Genomic DNA, 14,462 nt, shown 5'->3' with positions numbered 1-14,462 from the left:
GAGAGCTTGCCATGGAGAGTCGCGCCAAGGCGATGGGCCACGGGATCCATCCCATCCTGATCGTCTTCCCGTTGGGGCTGCTCGCCACCTCGGTGATCTTCGACATCCTCTATCTGATCACCGACCGGACCGGATTCCAGATCTCGGCCGCGTACACGATCGCCGCCGGCATCGTCGGCGGCCTGGTCGCCGCGGTGTTCGGCCTGATCGACTGGAGTGCCATCCCGGCCGGCACCCGCGCCAAGCGCGTCGGGGCCGTGCACGGCCTGGGCAACGTGGTGGTCCTGCTGCTGTTCGCGGTGAGCTGGCTGCTGCGCCGCTCCGCCACCAACTGGGACCCGAACGCGCTCGCCCTGGTCTGCAGCTTCGTCGGCGTCCTGCTCGCCGGGGGCACCGGGTGGCTCGGCGGCGAACTGGTCGAGCGGCTCGGGGTCAGCGTGAGCGACGGGGCGGACGTCAACGCGCCCAGCTCCCTGTCCCGCCGCTCCAGCGGGCGCCCGCACACCCGCGGCGCCTGACCCACCGGCCCGGGGACGGCCTGCCGGCCGCCTCGTGCGGGCTGAGCGCGCGTCGGGTCCGCAGGAACCAGTCGAGCGCCGGTGCCAGGCTGTCCGGGGCCGCCCATTCGCTGACCATCGGGCGCAGGCCGAGGTACCGCGCAGCCGGCCGGACGAAGACCGGCGTACAACCTCCGGCGGACAGCCTGATCGACCTCTCGGCGGACGACGGCGCGGGGGTCGACCGGGTGTGATCGAACGATGACGAACAACGCCAGACGCCTCGGCCTCGCCGCCGCGTCCCTCGCCGTTGCGTTCTCTCCCGCCGTGCTCGTCCCGACACCTGTTCACGCGTCGTCGCGGGCTGCCTCGAACCTGCGGGCGTCGGATGCCGACCAGGTCGAGCTGCCGGCGCTGCCCGGCCGGTACGAGGTGGGCACGCTGACTCGGGAACTGACGGACCACCACCGCACCGATCCGTTCGCGCCGGCACCCCAGGACCGGTCGGTCATGGTCCAGCTGTGGTACCCGGCCACCGCCGTGGACGGATCACCTCCGGCTCCCTACATGACTCCGGCGCTGGCCGCGTTCGAGGAAAACGCCAGCGGTCTGCCGGCCGGAACGCTCGGTGCGATCGGTACGCATGCCCATGTGGATGCGTTACCGCGCCGGACGTTCGGCGGCTGGCCCGTCGTGCTTTTCTCGCCCGGCTCGGGCAGCAGCCGCAGCCTCTACACCACGATGTTGGAGGACCTGGCCAGCCAGGGATTCATCATCGTGGCCATGGACCACCCCTATGACGCCGACGCGGTGGAGTTCCCCGGAGGGCGGCTGGTGCTGCGCGACCAGCCACCGGACGGTCCAGAGAGCAACGCGGTGGCCGTTGCGGTACGAGCCGAGGACACTTCCTTCGTGCTGAGCGAGCTACCGATGCTCGACGGGCAGCTACGTGGAACCATGAATCTGCACCGGGTGGGGATGTTCGGCCATTCAATGGGCGGTGCCACCACCGCGGCAGCGATGCACACCGATCCACGCCTTGCTGCCGGCGTCGACCTGGACGGCACCCTCTACGGCCCCGTCGTCGACACCGGGCTGTCCCGCCCGTTCCTGCTGATGAGCAGCGCCACCCATGACAGGTCCGACGACGGCACCTGGGCGGAGTTCTGGTCCCACCTGAGCGGATGGCACCGCGACCTCAAACTGGCCGGATCTGGACACCTGAGCTACTGCGACATCGCGGCGTTGGTCGGGCCGCTACACCTGACCGGTATGTTCCCGCCGGAGATGGTGGGCACCATCGACGGTGACCGGGCCGTCCAGATCGAACAGACGTATCTCACGGCGTATTTCGACCGGTTCCTTCGCCACGGGTCGACGCCGCTGCTGGACAGTCCGGATCCGGACTACCCGGAGGTGCTGTTCGAGGACTGAATCATGCGCGGTGTGAGGGTCACCGGGCCGCTCTCCGGCTCACCTCGTCGATGCGCGACGGCGGCCCGATCTCCACGCCGCCGCCGTAGCCGACCACCGGGCGGGTGGCGGCCGAGGCCCGAGCCTGCTCAAGGTCACCAGCCCGGATGAGGGTGCACCTGCACGCCCGACCGATCCCCCGTGTACCGGCCGTCAGCCGGCCGCCGGCGTGCGGTAGCGCGACACGAAGTCCCAGATCGCGGCGGCGGTGGAGGTGCCGGCCAACGCCGGCGGCCAACGATGCCCGCCGGTGACGCGGTAGCCGACGACAGTGGTACCCGCTGCGCATCCGGTCCACCGGCGTACCACCTCCCGGGCACCGGCAGCAGACTCGGTGGACGGCCCGGGACAGCGGTCCCGCACGGCCCAGCCGGACAGCCACTGCGCCACGGGCGGCAACACCCATGCGGGGTCGTCGCGGTCGCCCTGGTAGGCAACCACCGGGTCGTCCACCGCGTGCACGTCCATGACGGACACCGGCCGCACTGGCCGGCAGCCGCCGTCCTTCGGGACGTACATGTTCCCGACCACGGGCGCCACGGCGGCGACCCGGTCGGCGAGGCGGCAGGCAAGGTAGTTGACCATGCCACCACCGTTGGACACGCCCGTGGCGTACACCCGGGACAGATCGAGGCAATATCCGCCGCCGAGCACGTTCAGCAGCGACACCGTCGCGGGCAGCTCCTCGATGCCGTGATCGACCGGTCCTGCGCTGGCCCACATCGGCGGCCCACCCGGCCCGTCCGGCAACCCCTGCGGGTACACCGAAAGGAAACCTGCCCGGTCGGCCAGCGCGCTGAATCCGGTGGCGGTGGCCATGCCAGCCGCGTCGCCACCATGACCGTGATAGACCAGCAATACCGGATACTGCCTACCCAACCGGTAGCCGGCCGGCACATGTACCAGCGCGGTACGGCTGGAGCGGCCCTCCGCCTCGGACGGATCCACCGGAAAACTGACCGTCACGTCCCCGCCGGCACGCGCCGGACGCCCGCAGCCGCGGGGCGCAGCAGAGCCGCCTCCGGTCGTTCCCGGCGCCGGGATACCGGGGCTCGGTGTCGCGGTGCCGGGTGCACCGCCGGCGACCGGTGGGGCAGGCGGTGTCGCTGAGCAGGCCAACACGCCGGCCATCACCATCCCCAGCACCGCCGGCACTGCGACCGTCCGGCTGCTCACCGCTGCTCGCCCACCTGGAACAGGGTGCCGATCCAGTGGATACATCGTCGACCCGCCTCTGCCTTGTCGGGCGGCGTCAACGCGCCGCGAGCGCTCCGGCCAGGAACGTCCGTACGGCGTCGAACGAGCGCTCGTCGGCGGCCGGGTCGTAGGCGACGCCGGAGGCGCCCGGCACAGTGTCCCGGTGCGTGAAACCATGCATGGCCCGACCGTAGATGATCACTTGCCAGTCGGCCCCGGCCCGGTTCATCTCGTCGGTGAACGCGACCACGCTGTCCATGGGGACGTGCGGATCCGACGCGCCGTGGCAGACGAGTATCCGCGCCCTGACTGTTCCTGGCGCGGCAGGAGGCATGCTGGTGGTGAGGGTGCCGTGGATGCTGACGACGCCGGCGATGTCGGTGCCGGACCGGGCCAGCGCGAGGGCGGCCATGCCACCGAAACAGAAACCGATGGCCGCGATCGGGCCGGTGACCTCCGGGCATTCGGACAGCGCCCGCAATCCGGCCCGGCCACGCCGGACCAGGAGTTCCGGATCATCGCGCAGGCTGGTCACGCACTCCATGATGCGCTGACGGTCGGCCGCCACACCGTCGCCGTACATGTCGCAGGCGAGCACCGTGTAGCCCAGTTCCGCGTAGCGGCGTGCCTGATCCCGCGCGTGTGCGTCGAGGCCGGCGCCGCCATGAATGAGCAGGACTCCGGGCCCGGCATCCGGCCGCGTCCCGTCCCGGTACACAATGCCGGTCAGCGGGGTGTCCCGGTCACGGTAATGCAGGGTGCGGGTCGCGATCGTCGCGTCGGCCGCTTGCCGTGCCAGCGGTGTGAAGGGAAGGCATTCGTCGCTCATGCAGACGAAGCTTAATCGAAAAGGGCAGCAATCAATGTCAATATACCATTAAAAAGCAATCTAGGGAAGGCCTCCCAGGTCCCGGTTCGGTATCGGCCTCGAGACCCGCGAGGATCGCGCAGGGGGCAGCCGGCCCGAGCGGTCAGTCCGTGTTCCACTCCGTGGCGAGCAATCCCAGAATGACCTCGTCGGCGTAGGTGCCGTGTGCCCACGCCGAAAGGCGCAACGTGCCTTCGGCGACGAATCCGGCCCGTTCGGCCGCTCGTCTCATGGCGACATTCTCGGCCAGTGTCTCCACCTGCAGCCGGTGCAGGCCACGGACCACGAAGCCGTAGTGGCACAGCACCCGGACAGCGTCAGTTCCCAGTTGCTGGCCACGGAAGGCGGGCCGCAGCGAGATGCCCACGTGAGCCGTCCTGTTGTGCAGGTCCATGCCCCACAACAGCGCCTCACCGGCCAGCCCGCCATCGGCGAGGCGCACCACCGAGAAGCAGGCCGCCTCGTCGACGGGATCGCTGATCACGTACGGCGACGCGGGCGAATCAGGTGCGATCGGGCGCCACGGGCGGGAGTCGGCCCTCGCTCGGGTGGCGACGTCGTCGTAGAGCTCCGCATGAAGAACAGGAACGTCGGTCTCGTGCCGGGCCCGCAGCCCGACCCTCTCACCCCGCAGCATCCGCACTTCCTACCGGACGTGCTCCACCACCTTCAACCGCGTTGTGCCCGGGCACCGGGTTCCCGGTGCCGTCGCCGGCGCCACCGGCGGGCCGCCCGACCCGATCGGCAATCATTCGAAGGATGTACGCCGGGATCCGCCGTAACCCGGACGGTTGACCCGACGGCACCGTCCTGGGTCTGATGGCGGGCAGTGCTACCGCCCATAGCGTCACGGGTATGACGGATGAGGTGATCCGGATCGTCGGACTCCGCAAGCGTTCCGGGGCATCGCGTGGCGGTCGTCGCACCGGCGGCGAGCGTGGGTTCGCGCAGCCCGGCGACCGGGTCGTACCGATGTCCGCGCTGACCGCGGGGTCGGGCCTGACCCGCTGGGCCGTACTGATCATCAGCAGGAAATCTGGAGAACGGCGACCTACGATGCCTGAACCTTTCTGGCGAGCGGACCGTGGCGCCGACCTCGTGGTCGCCGCCGCGGCGGGTGCCGTCGCCGTGGCGACGGCATGGGACGAAGCGGGGCACAGTACGCCGCTCCCCCGTGTTGCCGTCATCGCGGGTGCGGGCCTCGGCGCGGCCGCGCTGCTACTGGTACGGCGCCGGATCCCGCTGGTCGTCGTGTTCGGTACAGCGGTCTGCGCGGCCCTGGTCACCGTCGCCGCGAAGTATCCTGCCGCCGGCCCGATCGCCCCGGCGGTCTCCGTCTACACCCTCGCCACCCGAGGCGGATGGCGGCGCGTCGTCGCCGCCGGCGCCACGGCGCTGGTCCTGCTGGCCACGGCGGCAGTCATCCGTGGCGGATCACCTGAGGGTGCGGTAACGCAGTCCGCCATCGTCCTGGGCGTCGCCGCCGTGATCGGTCTGTATGTCAACGGCCGGGCGCAGGTGGCCCGCGCCCTGCGGACCCGGGCCGCCCAACTGGAACGGGAGCAGACACTGGTGGCGCGCGAGGCTGTCCTCGCCGAGCGGATCTGGATCGCCCGGGAGTTGCATGACTCCATCGGCCATCATGTCAGCCTGCTGGTCGTCCAGGCCGGCGCGGTACGTTCGTCGCTCCCTGAGGATCACCTCACCCGACCCGTGCTCGACAGCATGGTCGCGGGCGGAAAAGAAGCAATGACCGAAATGCGCCGCATGGTGGACGTGCTGCGACCGGTCGCCGAGGAGTCCACGACCGACCAGTTCGGCCGGCCACCGGCGCTGGAGGAGACGCCGGCCCTGTGTGAACAGCTACGCCGATCCGGGTTGCCGGTCCAGCTGGACCTGTCCCCGGGTATCGGGGTGCCGCGCACCGCGTCGGTGACCGCGTACCGCATCATCCGGGAGGCGCTGACCAACGTGGTGAAGCACGCCGGGCTGGTTCCCACCCAGGTACGGGTGGCCCGCAGCGGAAGGGTGCTCGACATCCGCGTCACGAATGCCGCCGGGCAGTCCCATCGGCCAACACCGCACCAGCTGGCGGGTGGTCATGGGCACGCTGGTATGCGCCAGCGGGTGGCATTGTTCGGCGGCCGCTTCGTCGCCGGGCCCGCCCCCGACGGCGGGTACGCGGTCCGGGCCACGCTCACCGTGGACGGTCACTCGTGATCCGGGTCCTGATCGTCGACGACCAGCCGTTGATGCGGCAGGGGTTCCGCATGATCCTGTCCGCCCAGCCGGACATCGAGGTGGTCGGCGAGGCCGACACCGGCACGGCGGCGATCCGCCAGGTGGCCGCGCTGCGCCCGGACGTCGTCCTGATGGACATTCAGATGCCGGTGCTCGACGGCATCGCCGCGACCCGTGAATTGCCCGCGACGAAGGTGCTGATCCTGACCACGTTCGGCAGCGACGACCACGTGGCGGCCGCGCTGACCGCAGGCGCGAGCGGCTTCCTGCTCAAGGACACAACCCCCGAACAACTGGTGCACGCCGTACGCGTCGTGGCGGGCGGTGAGGCACTGCTGGACCCGGCCGTCACCCGGCAGTTGATCCGACGGGCGCTGCCCAGCCTGGCCCGGCCCACCGTCATACCGCGATTCGACGCGCTCACCCCCCGCGAGACGGGCATCCTCCGCCTGCTCGCCACCGGGCTGTCCAACGCCGAAATCGCCACCACGTTGGTCATCAGCGAAGCAACCGTGAAGACCCACGTCAGCCGGATACTCAACAAGCTCGGCCTACGCGACCGCGTGCAAGCCGTCATCCTCGCCCACCAGAACGGCCTCGGGTGAACCAGGGACCACCGGACCACCGTTCGGCCGGCGCAGCACGGCCACCATCACCCCGTCGACGCGTCAGTCGTGGCGCTCTCGAGGAACAGTGCCGGGCTCGACTCGCCGGGGTGGCCGCCGGAGCTGGAGCAGCGCGAGCAGGGCCACCGCGAGCGGGATCGCTAACCACAGCTGCGCCAGTCCGTAGTACCGCAGTTCCGCACGGACATCGACGCCGGCCAGTTCCGTATTCAGGGCGCCGGGTCGCGACAGTGACACCGCGTGCCCCGCCAGCAGTAGGTAGTTCACGCCCATGCCGACCAACCAGGCGCCGGAGACCTGCCAGCCGAGGCTGCGTGAGCTGAGCATGATCCACAGCCCCGGCCCGACACCACCGACGGCCCCGACGATGAATTCCGCGACGACGATCCGGCGCCGCCAGCGGGCACCCACCGTCCCGTACATGTCGACCGCCGCCAGCCGGCGCACGTTCATCCGAGGCACGTTCCTGCTTCTGTCGCTTGATCCGTTGGGCCGGGGCCGCCACCGGACAGGTCGGTCCGGCTGCCGCGACTCGGTCCGGCTAACGCAACGGGACAGGTGTCCGCACTTCGGAGTCTACCCGGTCGGTTCCATGAAGGCCGTGCCGTCATCGCAGGGCCACGGGCAGGGATCAGTCGGATACGCGATCCGGCTTGGACGACCCGGGTGTTCCACCGGACCCCCACGCAGCTGCGGCGTCCGACCCGGACCGGCGATGGGCGCGGGGGTCCGCCCCGGCAGTTCGTCGGCGGGGGGGTGCGGTCGGATCAATCCCCCTGCACGACCTCCGCCTTCGCGGCGGCAGCGGCGGCGGCGCGAGCGCCGGTGGCGCGTCGGTCGGCGGCCAGGTCGCCGCGGCGTTCGACCGGTACGTGGCTGGTGCCCATCGCCAGGCCGGTGGGCGGCATGTAGACGTACACCGACTCGTACTCACCGGAGCGGACGACGAACGTCTCGTGCCAGACGCCCACGTCGCCATTGCCCTTCATCCGCTTGAAGTACCGGGCCCACACCTCGGCGTGCGGCTGGTTCGGGTCGTTGGCGAACTTCTCCAGCTGCTCCACGCTGCGGAAGTACCCGATCAGGATCGGCCCGCGCTTCGTCCACGCGTGGTGCGCGCACAGCGCGCCGTACTCCTCCTGGTTGCTGAACAACGCCATCAGGATCTTCCGCATGTCGCGGAAGTTCGGGTACCACTTGTGGATCTTCCAGTACCGGTTGATCCGCATGCCGGTGATGAAGACGGCGAAGTCACCCTCGATCTCCGCGGTCATGCGCGGCCGTTGTCCCGGCTCTCCAGCACCCATCTCGAGCACTTCCCTTCCGACGGAGCATGTGTATGGCAGACACTATCGGAGACGTCCTGCAAACAACAGAGGACACTAGTACATACGAGTGACAGGGGATGCCATGCTCGAGCCCGTACGCCGCTTCACCCCACCGGAGAACGTCCTGACGTACGAGCCCAGCGCCCGGTGGATCCGCGGGGTCGTGGCGGGCCGTACCGTCGTGGACACCCGCGACGCGGTGCTGGTCTGGGAGCCCGGGATGCCGGTGCCGTTCTACGCCGTGCCCCGGCGGGACGTACGGGGGGCGACGCTGAGCCCGGCGGTGGCGCCGCCCCGGGGCAGCAACCGTGCCGGCAGTTCCTTCCACGACCTGCACGTCGACGGGGTGACCGTGCCGAACGCGGCATGGAGCTATCCGGGCGAGGTACTCGCGGACCTGGTGTGTTTCGGTTGGCAGGAGTGGCACGGCCGGGGCATGGACGAGTGGTACGAGGAGTCCGAGCAGGTGTTCGTCCACCCGCGCGACCCGTTCAGCCGGGTGGACGCGCTGCCCAGCACGCGGCACGTGGTGGTCTCCGCCGGGGACACCGTGCTGGCCGACTCGACCCGACCGGTCCTGGTGTTCGAGACCGGCCTGCCCACCCGGTACTACCTGCCGGCGGCCGACGTGCGCATGGCGGCGCTGACCCCGACGGACAGCCGCACCCGGTGCCCGTACAAGGGGGTGGCCTCGTACTTCGCCCACGAGGGCAGCGAGGTGGCCTGGTCGTACCCGGAGCCGTTGCCGGGAATGACGGCGATCGCCGGGCTGATCGCCTTCTACGACGACCGGGTCCGGGTCGAGGAGTCCTGAACCGCACTGATGCCGGGCCCCCGCGCGGGGGCCCGGCATCAGTGGACGGTCGGTCGGTCAGCCGGCCGCGGTGCCCAGCGCGAGCGCCTTGGCGTCCTCGGCCCGCCGGCGCTGCCAGCCGCGCCAGAGGTTACGACCCCACATCACCAGGCCGCCGCCGTTGAGCAGCGCCGCCAGCACCGCCACCGTGGCGAAGTCGGCCGAGGAGAAGCGGGTCGGCTTGTCCATCGCCAGCAGCACGAACTGTTCGACGTAGACCCACAGCACCGGCAGGATGGTGAACACCAGGGCGAACAGCGAGAAGATGCGGCCCACCACCCAGAACCCGGCGTACACCCGCACCTTGCGCATCTCCTTGCGCGGAATGCCGGCCTGCGAGACCACCTTGTCGCGGCGGAAGGTCAACCGCTTGATCCCGTTGGTCAGGAAACGCTCGGTGTCGGACATCAGGTTGCGGCAGTTCAGCGCCGCCGCGATCACGTAGTAGACATCGGTACGCAGATAGAAGAAGAACTGGAATCCGATGCGGACCAGGAAGGTGAGCAGCGCGGCACTGCCCAGCAGCATCGCCCAATTGGGCGAGTGCAGGACACCGTGCCGGTTGGCGTAGAGAAAACTGATCAGAAGGGAGGCGAAGAACGCGTCCACGAAGAACCCGGCGAGGAATGCCTTGTAGCGGGCGCGCTTGGAGGCCAGCCAGATGCCGCTGATGTCGGTCTGGGCCACCAGGATGTACATCAGGTTGCTGATGCCCAGGGTCGCCGAGACGCCCACCGAGCGCGCTGCCAGGGCGTGGGCGAACTCGTGCAGCGACAGCCCGATCATGGCGATCGTGACGCTCACGACGGTGAGCACCGCGAAGTTGCCGCCCTCGAACAGCAGGGCCCGGGCACCGGGCAGCATCCCCGGGTCGCTGATCGCGAGCACCAGCCCGGCCAGGATGACCACCAGGCCCGGCAGGATCACGGCCGGGCCGGTGAGCCGGCGGGCCGTCTCCGGCGCGATCCAGTCGAAGCTCCACCGCTTGATCGCGGCATGCGAGTGTTCGTGGGCCGGTTCGGCGGCGGCAGGCTCGTCGCCGCTGGTGACGAAGCCCTCGGCGGCCAGCACCGCGACGAAGTCCTCGACGTCGGCGCTCTCCCCGTGCTTGCGTTCAAAGAGTTCGGCCGTCTCGCCGATGGTCCGCCCCTCGGCGAGCGCGTGCAGAATGTCCAGCCCTTCGGCCGGAATGGCGAGAAAGACCTTGCGGTCGGTGTCGCCGATGATGACCTCCGCGCCGTCCACGGTCGACACGAACGGGCGGACGGTGACGACGGACTCAGCCGTATTAGCGGCCATGGCGCGATTCCTTCCATTTTTTTTCGGGTGCATACGACGCTCGGCGGGAACCGACGACTCGCGCCGGTTCCCGCCGATCATCCGGCCCTGTGTCAGGCGGCCGACGGAACGCAGTCCGCGTTCGCGCTGGTCTTGATGTCCTCCAGCTTGCGCACAACGAGCTTCTTCATGGTTTCCCTCCCAACGGGGTGAGTTCGTTGGACACATCCTCCACCGTCGGACGCCCGGCGGTCTGCTCACTAATGAGCAGTCAAAGCGTTGCGGTTTCGATCCATGCGGAAAGTCGCTCTTCGTGCACCGTCACATGCGAGCGAGGGGCGAATTCCACCATTTCCAGTTCGCGGAATCTCTTGAGGAACTGGCCGATTCGGGTCCGGGTGGTGCCGACCATCTCGGACAGGTCCTCCTGGGTGAAGGCGATGTCCACCCGGGTGCCGGCCGGGCCGGGCCGGCCGAAGCGCCGGGCCAGGTCCTGCAGACGTACGGCCAGGCGCAGCTCGCTGGCCATCGTCACCATGTCCGCCACCACCTTCTGCTGGTGCTGCAGGCGGATGCTGAGGTGACGCGCCAGGGCGTCCGGGGAGCCGTCGGCGGCCAGCACGGCGGCGGCCGAGGCCGCCGGGATGCGCCGCAGCACCGTACGGGTCAACGCGATGGCGGTCTCCAGGCGCTCCAGCCCGAGCAGCGCCGTCTCGCCGAACAGGTCACCGGTGACGTGCACCGAGAGCAGGCAGCGTTTGCCGCTCGCGGCGACCAGCTGGGTCTTCACCTGGCCCCGCTCGACCACGTAGACGTGCGGGTCGGGCGATCCGCCGCGATAGACGTGGTCGTTGCGGGACAGCTCGATCAGCGAGGTGCCGGGCAGCCGCCCGGCCAGCGCCGTGAGGTCCGCGACGCGGGTCCTCGACAGCGGCTCGGCTTGTGTCACGTCGGCCCACCTTCCGCCCGCCACGACACACGTGGAGGAAATCACATCATCGTCAGGGATACTAGCGAAGGCAAGTAAAGACCAGTGAAGACGAGGAGATAGTCGTGCGGGTCGGGATGGCGCTGAGCTACACGAAGGGTTTCCGCGAGTCGGTCGACGAGCTGGCCGACTACGAGGCGGCCGGGCTGGACATGGTGACCGTGGCCGAGCTGTACACCTTCGACGCGGTCAGCCAGCTCGGCTACCTCGCGGCCCGGACCAGGACGCTGACCATCGCCTCGGCGGTGATGCAGCTCTACACCCGTACCCCGACGCTGATCGCCACCACCGCCGCCGGACTGGACTTCGTCTCCGACGGGCGCTTCGAACTCGGGCTGGGCGCCTCCGGGCCACAGGTGATCGAGGGGTTCCACGGGGTGCCGTACGACGCGCCGGTGGAGCGCACCCGGGAGGTCATCGACATCTGCCGGATGGTGTGGCGCCGGGAACCGGTGGTTTACCGGGGCCGCCACTACCAGATCCCGCTGCCCGAGGGGCAGGGCAGCGGCCTGGCCCGGCCGCTGAAGCTGATCAACAAGCCGGTGCGGGAGCGGATCCCGATCAGCCTCGCCGCGATCGGCCCGCGCAACGTGGAGCTGGCCGCCGAGGCGGCGGAGGGTTGGCAGCCGGCCTTCTTCGTACCGGAGCAGGCCGACGCCGTCTGGGGCGGGCCGCTGGCCGCCGGCCTGGCCCGCCGGGACCCGGCGCTGCCGCCGCTGGACGTCGCGGTGCGGATGCCGCTCGCGATCGGCGACGACGTGCGGCACCTGCGCCGGATCGCCCGCCGGGAGCTGGCCCTCTACCTGGGCGGGATGGGGGCGCGGAACCGCAACTTCTACAACCGGCTGGCCGTCCGGTACGGCTTCGCCGAGGCGGCGGCCACCGTGCAGGAGCTCTACCTGGCCGGCCGCCGGGACGAGGCGGCCGCGGCGGTCCCGGAGGAACTGGTGGCCGCCACCTGCCTGATCGGTCCGGCCGGCTGGGTGGCCGACCGGGTGGCGGCGTGCGCGGCGGCCGGCGTCACGACCCTGCACGTGACGCCGATCGCCCGCACGCACGCCGACCGGGTCCGGCTGGTCGAACAGGTACGCGCCTACGCCGCGAAGTAACGCTCCCGCAGCGTCTCGCCGGGCCGGTACGCGGTACGGAACATCCCCCGCCGCTGCAACTCCGGGACGAGCAGGTCGCAGATGTCGTCGACGCCGCCGGTCGGCGGGCACGGGATCAGGTTGAACCCGTCCACGCCCGCCACGTCGCGCCACTGCTCCATCCGATCGGCGACCTCCTCGGCGGTGCCGAAGAGGGTGACCGGCGCGTTGCGGCGGGCCCGGCGGGGGCGGGAGATCAGATACTTCACGTCGCCGACGGTCCACTCCCGGTCGGGCGTGAGCCCGCGCAGGAACCCCAGGAAGGACTGGCTGCCCTGGTTCTTCACCTCGTCGACCGGCGTCTCGTCGGGAAAGGCCGCCAGGTCCACGTCCATCCAGCCGCACCACTTGGCGAGCTGCCCCTCGGTGCTCCACAGCCGGTGGTAGAGGTCGGCCTTCGCCTTGGCCTCCGCCCGGTCCCGTCCGATGAGCACCATGCTGCCCTGCAGCGCCTTCACCCCGGCCGGGTCCCGGCCGGCGGCGGCGACCTGGTCACGCAGCTTGCGGACGGCACCCGCGCCGCTCTCCGGGTCCGCCAGGGTCAGGAAGACCACCTCGGCGTGCCGGGCCGCGAACGCCAGGCCCCGGCCGGAGGCGCCGGCCTGGTAGAGCACCGGGGTGCGCTGCGGCGACGGCTCGCACTGGTGCGGCCCGCGGACGGTGAACCAGGTCCCGGCGTGGTCGATCTGCCGCACGGCGGACGGGTCGGCGAAGACGTCCGCCGCCGCGTCCCGGCGCACCGCGTCGTCGTCCCAGCTCTCCTCCCACAGCCGGCGGACCACCGTCAGGTACTCGTCCGCGCGGTCGTAGCGCAGGTCGTGGTCGAGGTACTCCCCCAGCCCGTTGTCGCTGGCCGAGCGGAGATAGGAGGTGACGATGTTCCAGCCGATCCGGCCCCGGGTCAGGTGGTCCAGCGAGGAGAAGAGCCGGGCGCACTCGTACGGCTGGTGGTAGGTGGTCGAGTAGGTGACCGCGAAACCGAGGTTCCGGGTGACCATGGCCAGCGCCGCCACCACCGGCATCGGGTCGATCGACGGGATCTGCACACCCTGGCGTACCGCGGTCTCCCAGGAGCCCCGGTAGACGTCGTAGGTGCCGTGGATGTCGGCGAAGAAGAGCGCGTCGATGCAGGCGTCCTCGAGCTTGCGGGCGACCGCCGCCCAGTGCTCCAGCGAGCGGTACCCGGTGCCGGTGGTGTCGCCCGGCATCCGCCACATGCCCACGAACTGGGGTGACGGCGAGCATTCGGTGAACACGTTCAGGTGCATGCTTCCTCCCGCAGTGCCTCGATGGCCGCGACGAGATCGGCCGGTTCGGACCGCTCCCAGTGCCGGGGGTGCGCCTCGGCGAACCGCAGCCGCCGGTCGGTGCCGGTGAGGAACACCCCGGGCATCGGCATGGTGTTGCTGTCGTCGCCGTTGATCCGGGTGAAGTCCATGCCGAACTGGGCCCAGATCCCGAGCAGCTCGGGATCCATGACATAGCGCAGACCGAACCGCGCGGCGTACGCGTTCCCCGGGTCGCTGAGGATGGGGTACGAGATCTGGTTGTGCCGGATCGCCGCCCGCAGGTGCGGCATGGTGACCGGTGAGACGGCCACCAGTTCGGCGCCCAACTCGCGGATGCGCGGGTAGAGCTCCTCCAGGGCTTCGAGTTCGAAGTTGCAGTAGTCGCACCAGGCGCCGCGGTAGAAGACCACCGCCAGGGGGCCACGCGCGAGCAGCTCGGCGGAGGTGACCGTGACGCCGTCCTCGTTCGCCAGCGCGAACTCCGGGAAGGTGTCCCCGACGCGGAGCACCCGGTCGGCGGCGCCGGAGTCGGCGAGCCGGTGGGCGTGGCGGTAGATCACCTCCAGGTGGTCGGCGGTGATCGGGGGCACGTCGCCGGCTTCCTGGCGGGCCCGGTACTCACGCAGACGGTCGTTGAGCTTCATACGGCAGAGTTCTCCCCAGAAAAGGTGGTGCG

15 protein-coding genes are annotated in these 14,462 nt (G+C 70.3%); 6 read left to right on the top strand and 9 right to left on the bottom strand.

What is annotated here, in order from left to right; all coding sequences use genetic code 11:
* Window positions 1–11: 11 nt before the first annotated feature.
* Together MRQ36_RS29595 and MRQ36_RS29590 are read left to right on the top strand one after the other, a co-directional pair.
* Window positions 12–518, top strand: a complete 507-nt coding sequence (locus MRQ36_RS29595) for a DUF2231 domain-containing protein (protein ID WP_242800028.1) — start codon at window positions 12–14, stop codon at window positions 516–518.
* Window positions 519–758: 240 nt separating this feature from the next.
* Complete coding sequence (locus tag MRQ36_RS29590) at window positions 759–1,931, top strand: hypothetical protein (RefSeq protein ID WP_242800027.1); 1,173 nt, start codon at window positions 759–761, stop codon at window positions 1,929–1,931.
* Between the two features lie 192 nt (window positions 1,932–2,123).
* Here the strand turns inward: MRQ36_RS29590 and MRQ36_RS29585 are convergent, their stop codons facing one another.
* The 3 genes from MRQ36_RS29585 to MRQ36_RS29575 form a co-directional block, all read right to left on the bottom strand.
* The gene (locus MRQ36_RS29585; protein ID WP_242800026.1) at window positions 2,124–2,918 is read right to left on the bottom strand and encodes a PHB depolymerase family esterase; all 795 of its coding nucleotides are present in this window, start codon (window positions 2,916–2,918) and stop codon (window positions 2,124–2,126) included.
* A 304-nt stretch (window positions 2,919–3,222) separates the two neighbouring features.
* Window positions 3,223–3,996 carry a dienelactone hydrolase family protein gene (locus MRQ36_RS29580; protein WP_242800025.1) on the bottom strand — a complete coding sequence of 258 codons (774 nt, stop codon included), beginning with the start codon at window positions 3,994–3,996 and terminating at the stop codon, window positions 3,223–3,225.
* A 142-nt stretch (window positions 3,997–4,138) separates the two neighbouring features.
* Entirely contained in the window at window positions 4,139–4,672 is a 534-nt protein-coding gene (locus MRQ36_RS29575) for a GNAT family N-acetyltransferase (RefSeq protein ID WP_242800024.1), read from the bottom strand.
* 419 nt (window positions 4,673–5,091) lie between these two features.
* Between MRQ36_RS29575 and MRQ36_RS29570 the strand changes: the two genes are divergently transcribed.
* Together MRQ36_RS29570 and MRQ36_RS29565 are read left to right on the top strand one after the other, a co-directional pair.
* Window positions 5,092–6,255, top strand: a complete 1,164-nt coding sequence (locus MRQ36_RS29570; RefSeq protein WP_242800023.1) for a sensor histidine kinase — start codon at window positions 5,092–5,094, stop codon at window positions 6,253–6,255.
* The gene (locus MRQ36_RS29565; protein ID WP_308194939.1) at window positions 6,252–6,881 is read left to right on the top strand and encodes a response regulator transcription factor; all 630 of its coding nucleotides are present in this window, start codon (window positions 6,252–6,254) and stop codon (window positions 6,879–6,881) included. The genes MRQ36_RS29570 and MRQ36_RS29565 overlap by 4 nt, the downstream gene beginning before the upstream one ends.
* A gap of 63 nt (window positions 6,882–6,944) precedes the next feature.
* Here MRQ36_RS29565 and MRQ36_RS29560 read toward each other — a convergent pair whose 3' ends face one another.
* Window positions 6,945–7,355 (bottom strand): hypothetical protein, encoded by a 411-nt coding sequence (locus tag MRQ36_RS29560; RefSeq protein ID WP_242800022.1) that lies wholly within the window; start codon window positions 7,353–7,355, stop codon window positions 6,945–6,947.
* 314 nt (window positions 7,356–7,669) lie between these two features.
* Complete coding sequence (locus MRQ36_RS29555; protein ID WP_242800021.1) at window positions 7,670–8,176, bottom strand: DUF4188 domain-containing protein; 507 nt, start codon at window positions 8,174–8,176, stop codon at window positions 7,670–7,672.
* 136 nt (window positions 8,177–8,312) lie between these two features.
* Between MRQ36_RS29555 and MRQ36_RS29550 the strand changes: the two genes are divergently transcribed.
* The gene (locus MRQ36_RS29550) at window positions 8,313–9,044 is read left to right on the top strand and encodes a DUF427 domain-containing protein (protein WP_242800020.1); all 732 of its coding nucleotides are present in this window, start codon (window positions 8,313–8,315) and stop codon (window positions 9,042–9,044) included.
* 57 nt (window positions 9,045–9,101) lie between these two features.
* Here MRQ36_RS29550 and MRQ36_RS29545 read toward each other — a convergent pair whose 3' ends face one another.
* Both MRQ36_RS29545 and MRQ36_RS29540 read right to left on the bottom strand, forming a co-directional pair.
* Window positions 9,102–10,382: a hypothetical protein gene (locus tag MRQ36_RS29545; RefSeq protein WP_242800019.1), complete on the bottom strand. Its 1,281-nt coding sequence runs from the start codon at window positions 10,380–10,382 to the stop codon at window positions 9,102–9,104.
* Between the two features lie 250 nt (window positions 10,383–10,632).
* Window positions 10,633–11,310, bottom strand: coding sequence for a Crp/Fnr family transcriptional regulator (locus MRQ36_RS29540; RefSeq protein ID WP_242800018.1), 678 nt, complete (start codon window positions 11,308–11,310; stop codon window positions 10,633–10,635).
* 104 nt (window positions 11,311–11,414) lie between these two features.
* Here MRQ36_RS29540 and MRQ36_RS29535 point away from each other — a divergent pair, with 104 nt between their 5' ends.
* Window positions 11,415–12,458: an LLM class F420-dependent oxidoreductase gene (locus MRQ36_RS29535; protein ID WP_242800017.1), complete on the top strand. Its 1,044-nt coding sequence runs from the start codon at window positions 11,415–11,417 to the stop codon at window positions 12,456–12,458.
* Here MRQ36_RS29535 and MRQ36_RS29530 read toward each other — a convergent pair.
* Both MRQ36_RS29530 and MRQ36_RS29525 read right to left on the bottom strand, forming a co-directional pair.
* Complete coding sequence (locus MRQ36_RS29530; protein ID WP_242800016.1) at window positions 12,443–13,765, bottom strand: LLM class flavin-dependent oxidoreductase; 1,323 nt, start codon at window positions 13,763–13,765, stop codon at window positions 12,443–12,445. The two genes, MRQ36_RS29535 and MRQ36_RS29530, sit on opposite strands and share 16 nt — an antisense overlap.
* On the bottom strand, window positions 13,756–14,430 hold the full coding sequence (locus MRQ36_RS29525) for a peroxiredoxin-like family protein (protein WP_242800015.1): 675 nt from the start codon (window positions 14,428–14,430) through the stop codon (window positions 13,756–13,758). The genes MRQ36_RS29530 and MRQ36_RS29525 overlap by 10 nt, the downstream gene beginning before the upstream one ends.
* Between the last annotated feature and the right edge of the window lie 32 nt (window positions 14,431–14,462).

This window comes from Micromonospora sp. R77 (genome assembly GCF_022747945.1).
Taxonomy (GTDB): Bacteria; Actinomycetota; Actinomycetes; order Mycobacteriales; family Micromonosporaceae; genus Micromonospora.
Note: the sequence above shows the minus strand (reverse complement) of the source record. Positions and strands in the feature narration are given on the sequence as shown.

Bases quoted from the DNA above. Each gene is read 5' to 3' on its own strand.
- MRQ36_RS29525 (WP_242800015.1), bottom strand. From the start codon at position 14,430: ATGAAGCTCAACGACCGTCTGCGTGAGTACCGGGCCCGCCAGGAAGCC.
- MRQ36_RS29580 (WP_242800025.1), bottom strand. From the start codon at position 3,996: ATGAGCGACGAATGCCTTCCCTTCACACCGCTGGCACGGCAAGCGGCC.
- MRQ36_RS29555 (WP_242800021.1), bottom strand. From the start codon at position 8,176: ATGACCGCGGAGATCGAGGGTGACTTCGCCGTCTTCATCACCGGCATG.
- MRQ36_RS29530 (WP_242800016.1), bottom strand. From the start codon at position 13,765: ATGCACCTGAACGTGTTCACCGAATGCTCGCCGTCACCCCAGTTCGTG.
- MRQ36_RS29595 (WP_242800028.1), top strand. From the start codon at position 12: ATGGAGAGTCGCGCCAAGGCGATGGGCCACGGGATCCATCCCATCCTG.
- MRQ36_RS29590 (WP_242800027.1), top strand. From the start codon at position 759: ATGACGAACAACGCCAGACGCCTCGGCCTCGCCGCCGCGTCCCTCGCC.
- MRQ36_RS29570 (WP_242800023.1), top strand. From the start codon at position 5,092: ATGCCTGAACCTTTCTGGCGAGCGGACCGTGGCGCCGACCTCGTGGTC.
- MRQ36_RS29550 (WP_242800020.1), top strand. From the start codon at position 8,313: ATGCTCGAGCCCGTACGCCGCTTCACCCCACCGGAGAACGTCCTGACG.
- MRQ36_RS29575 (WP_242800024.1), bottom strand. From the start codon at position 4,672: ATGCTGCGGGGTGAGAGGGTCGGGCTGCGGGCCCGGCACGAGACCGAC.
- MRQ36_RS29545 (WP_242800019.1), bottom strand. From the start codon at position 10,382: ATGGCCGCTAATACGGCTGAGTCCGTCGTCACCGTCCGCCCGTTCGTG.
- MRQ36_RS29560 (WP_242800022.1), bottom strand. From the start codon at position 7,355: ATGAACGTGCGCCGGCTGGCGGCGGTCGACATGTACGGGACGGTGGGT.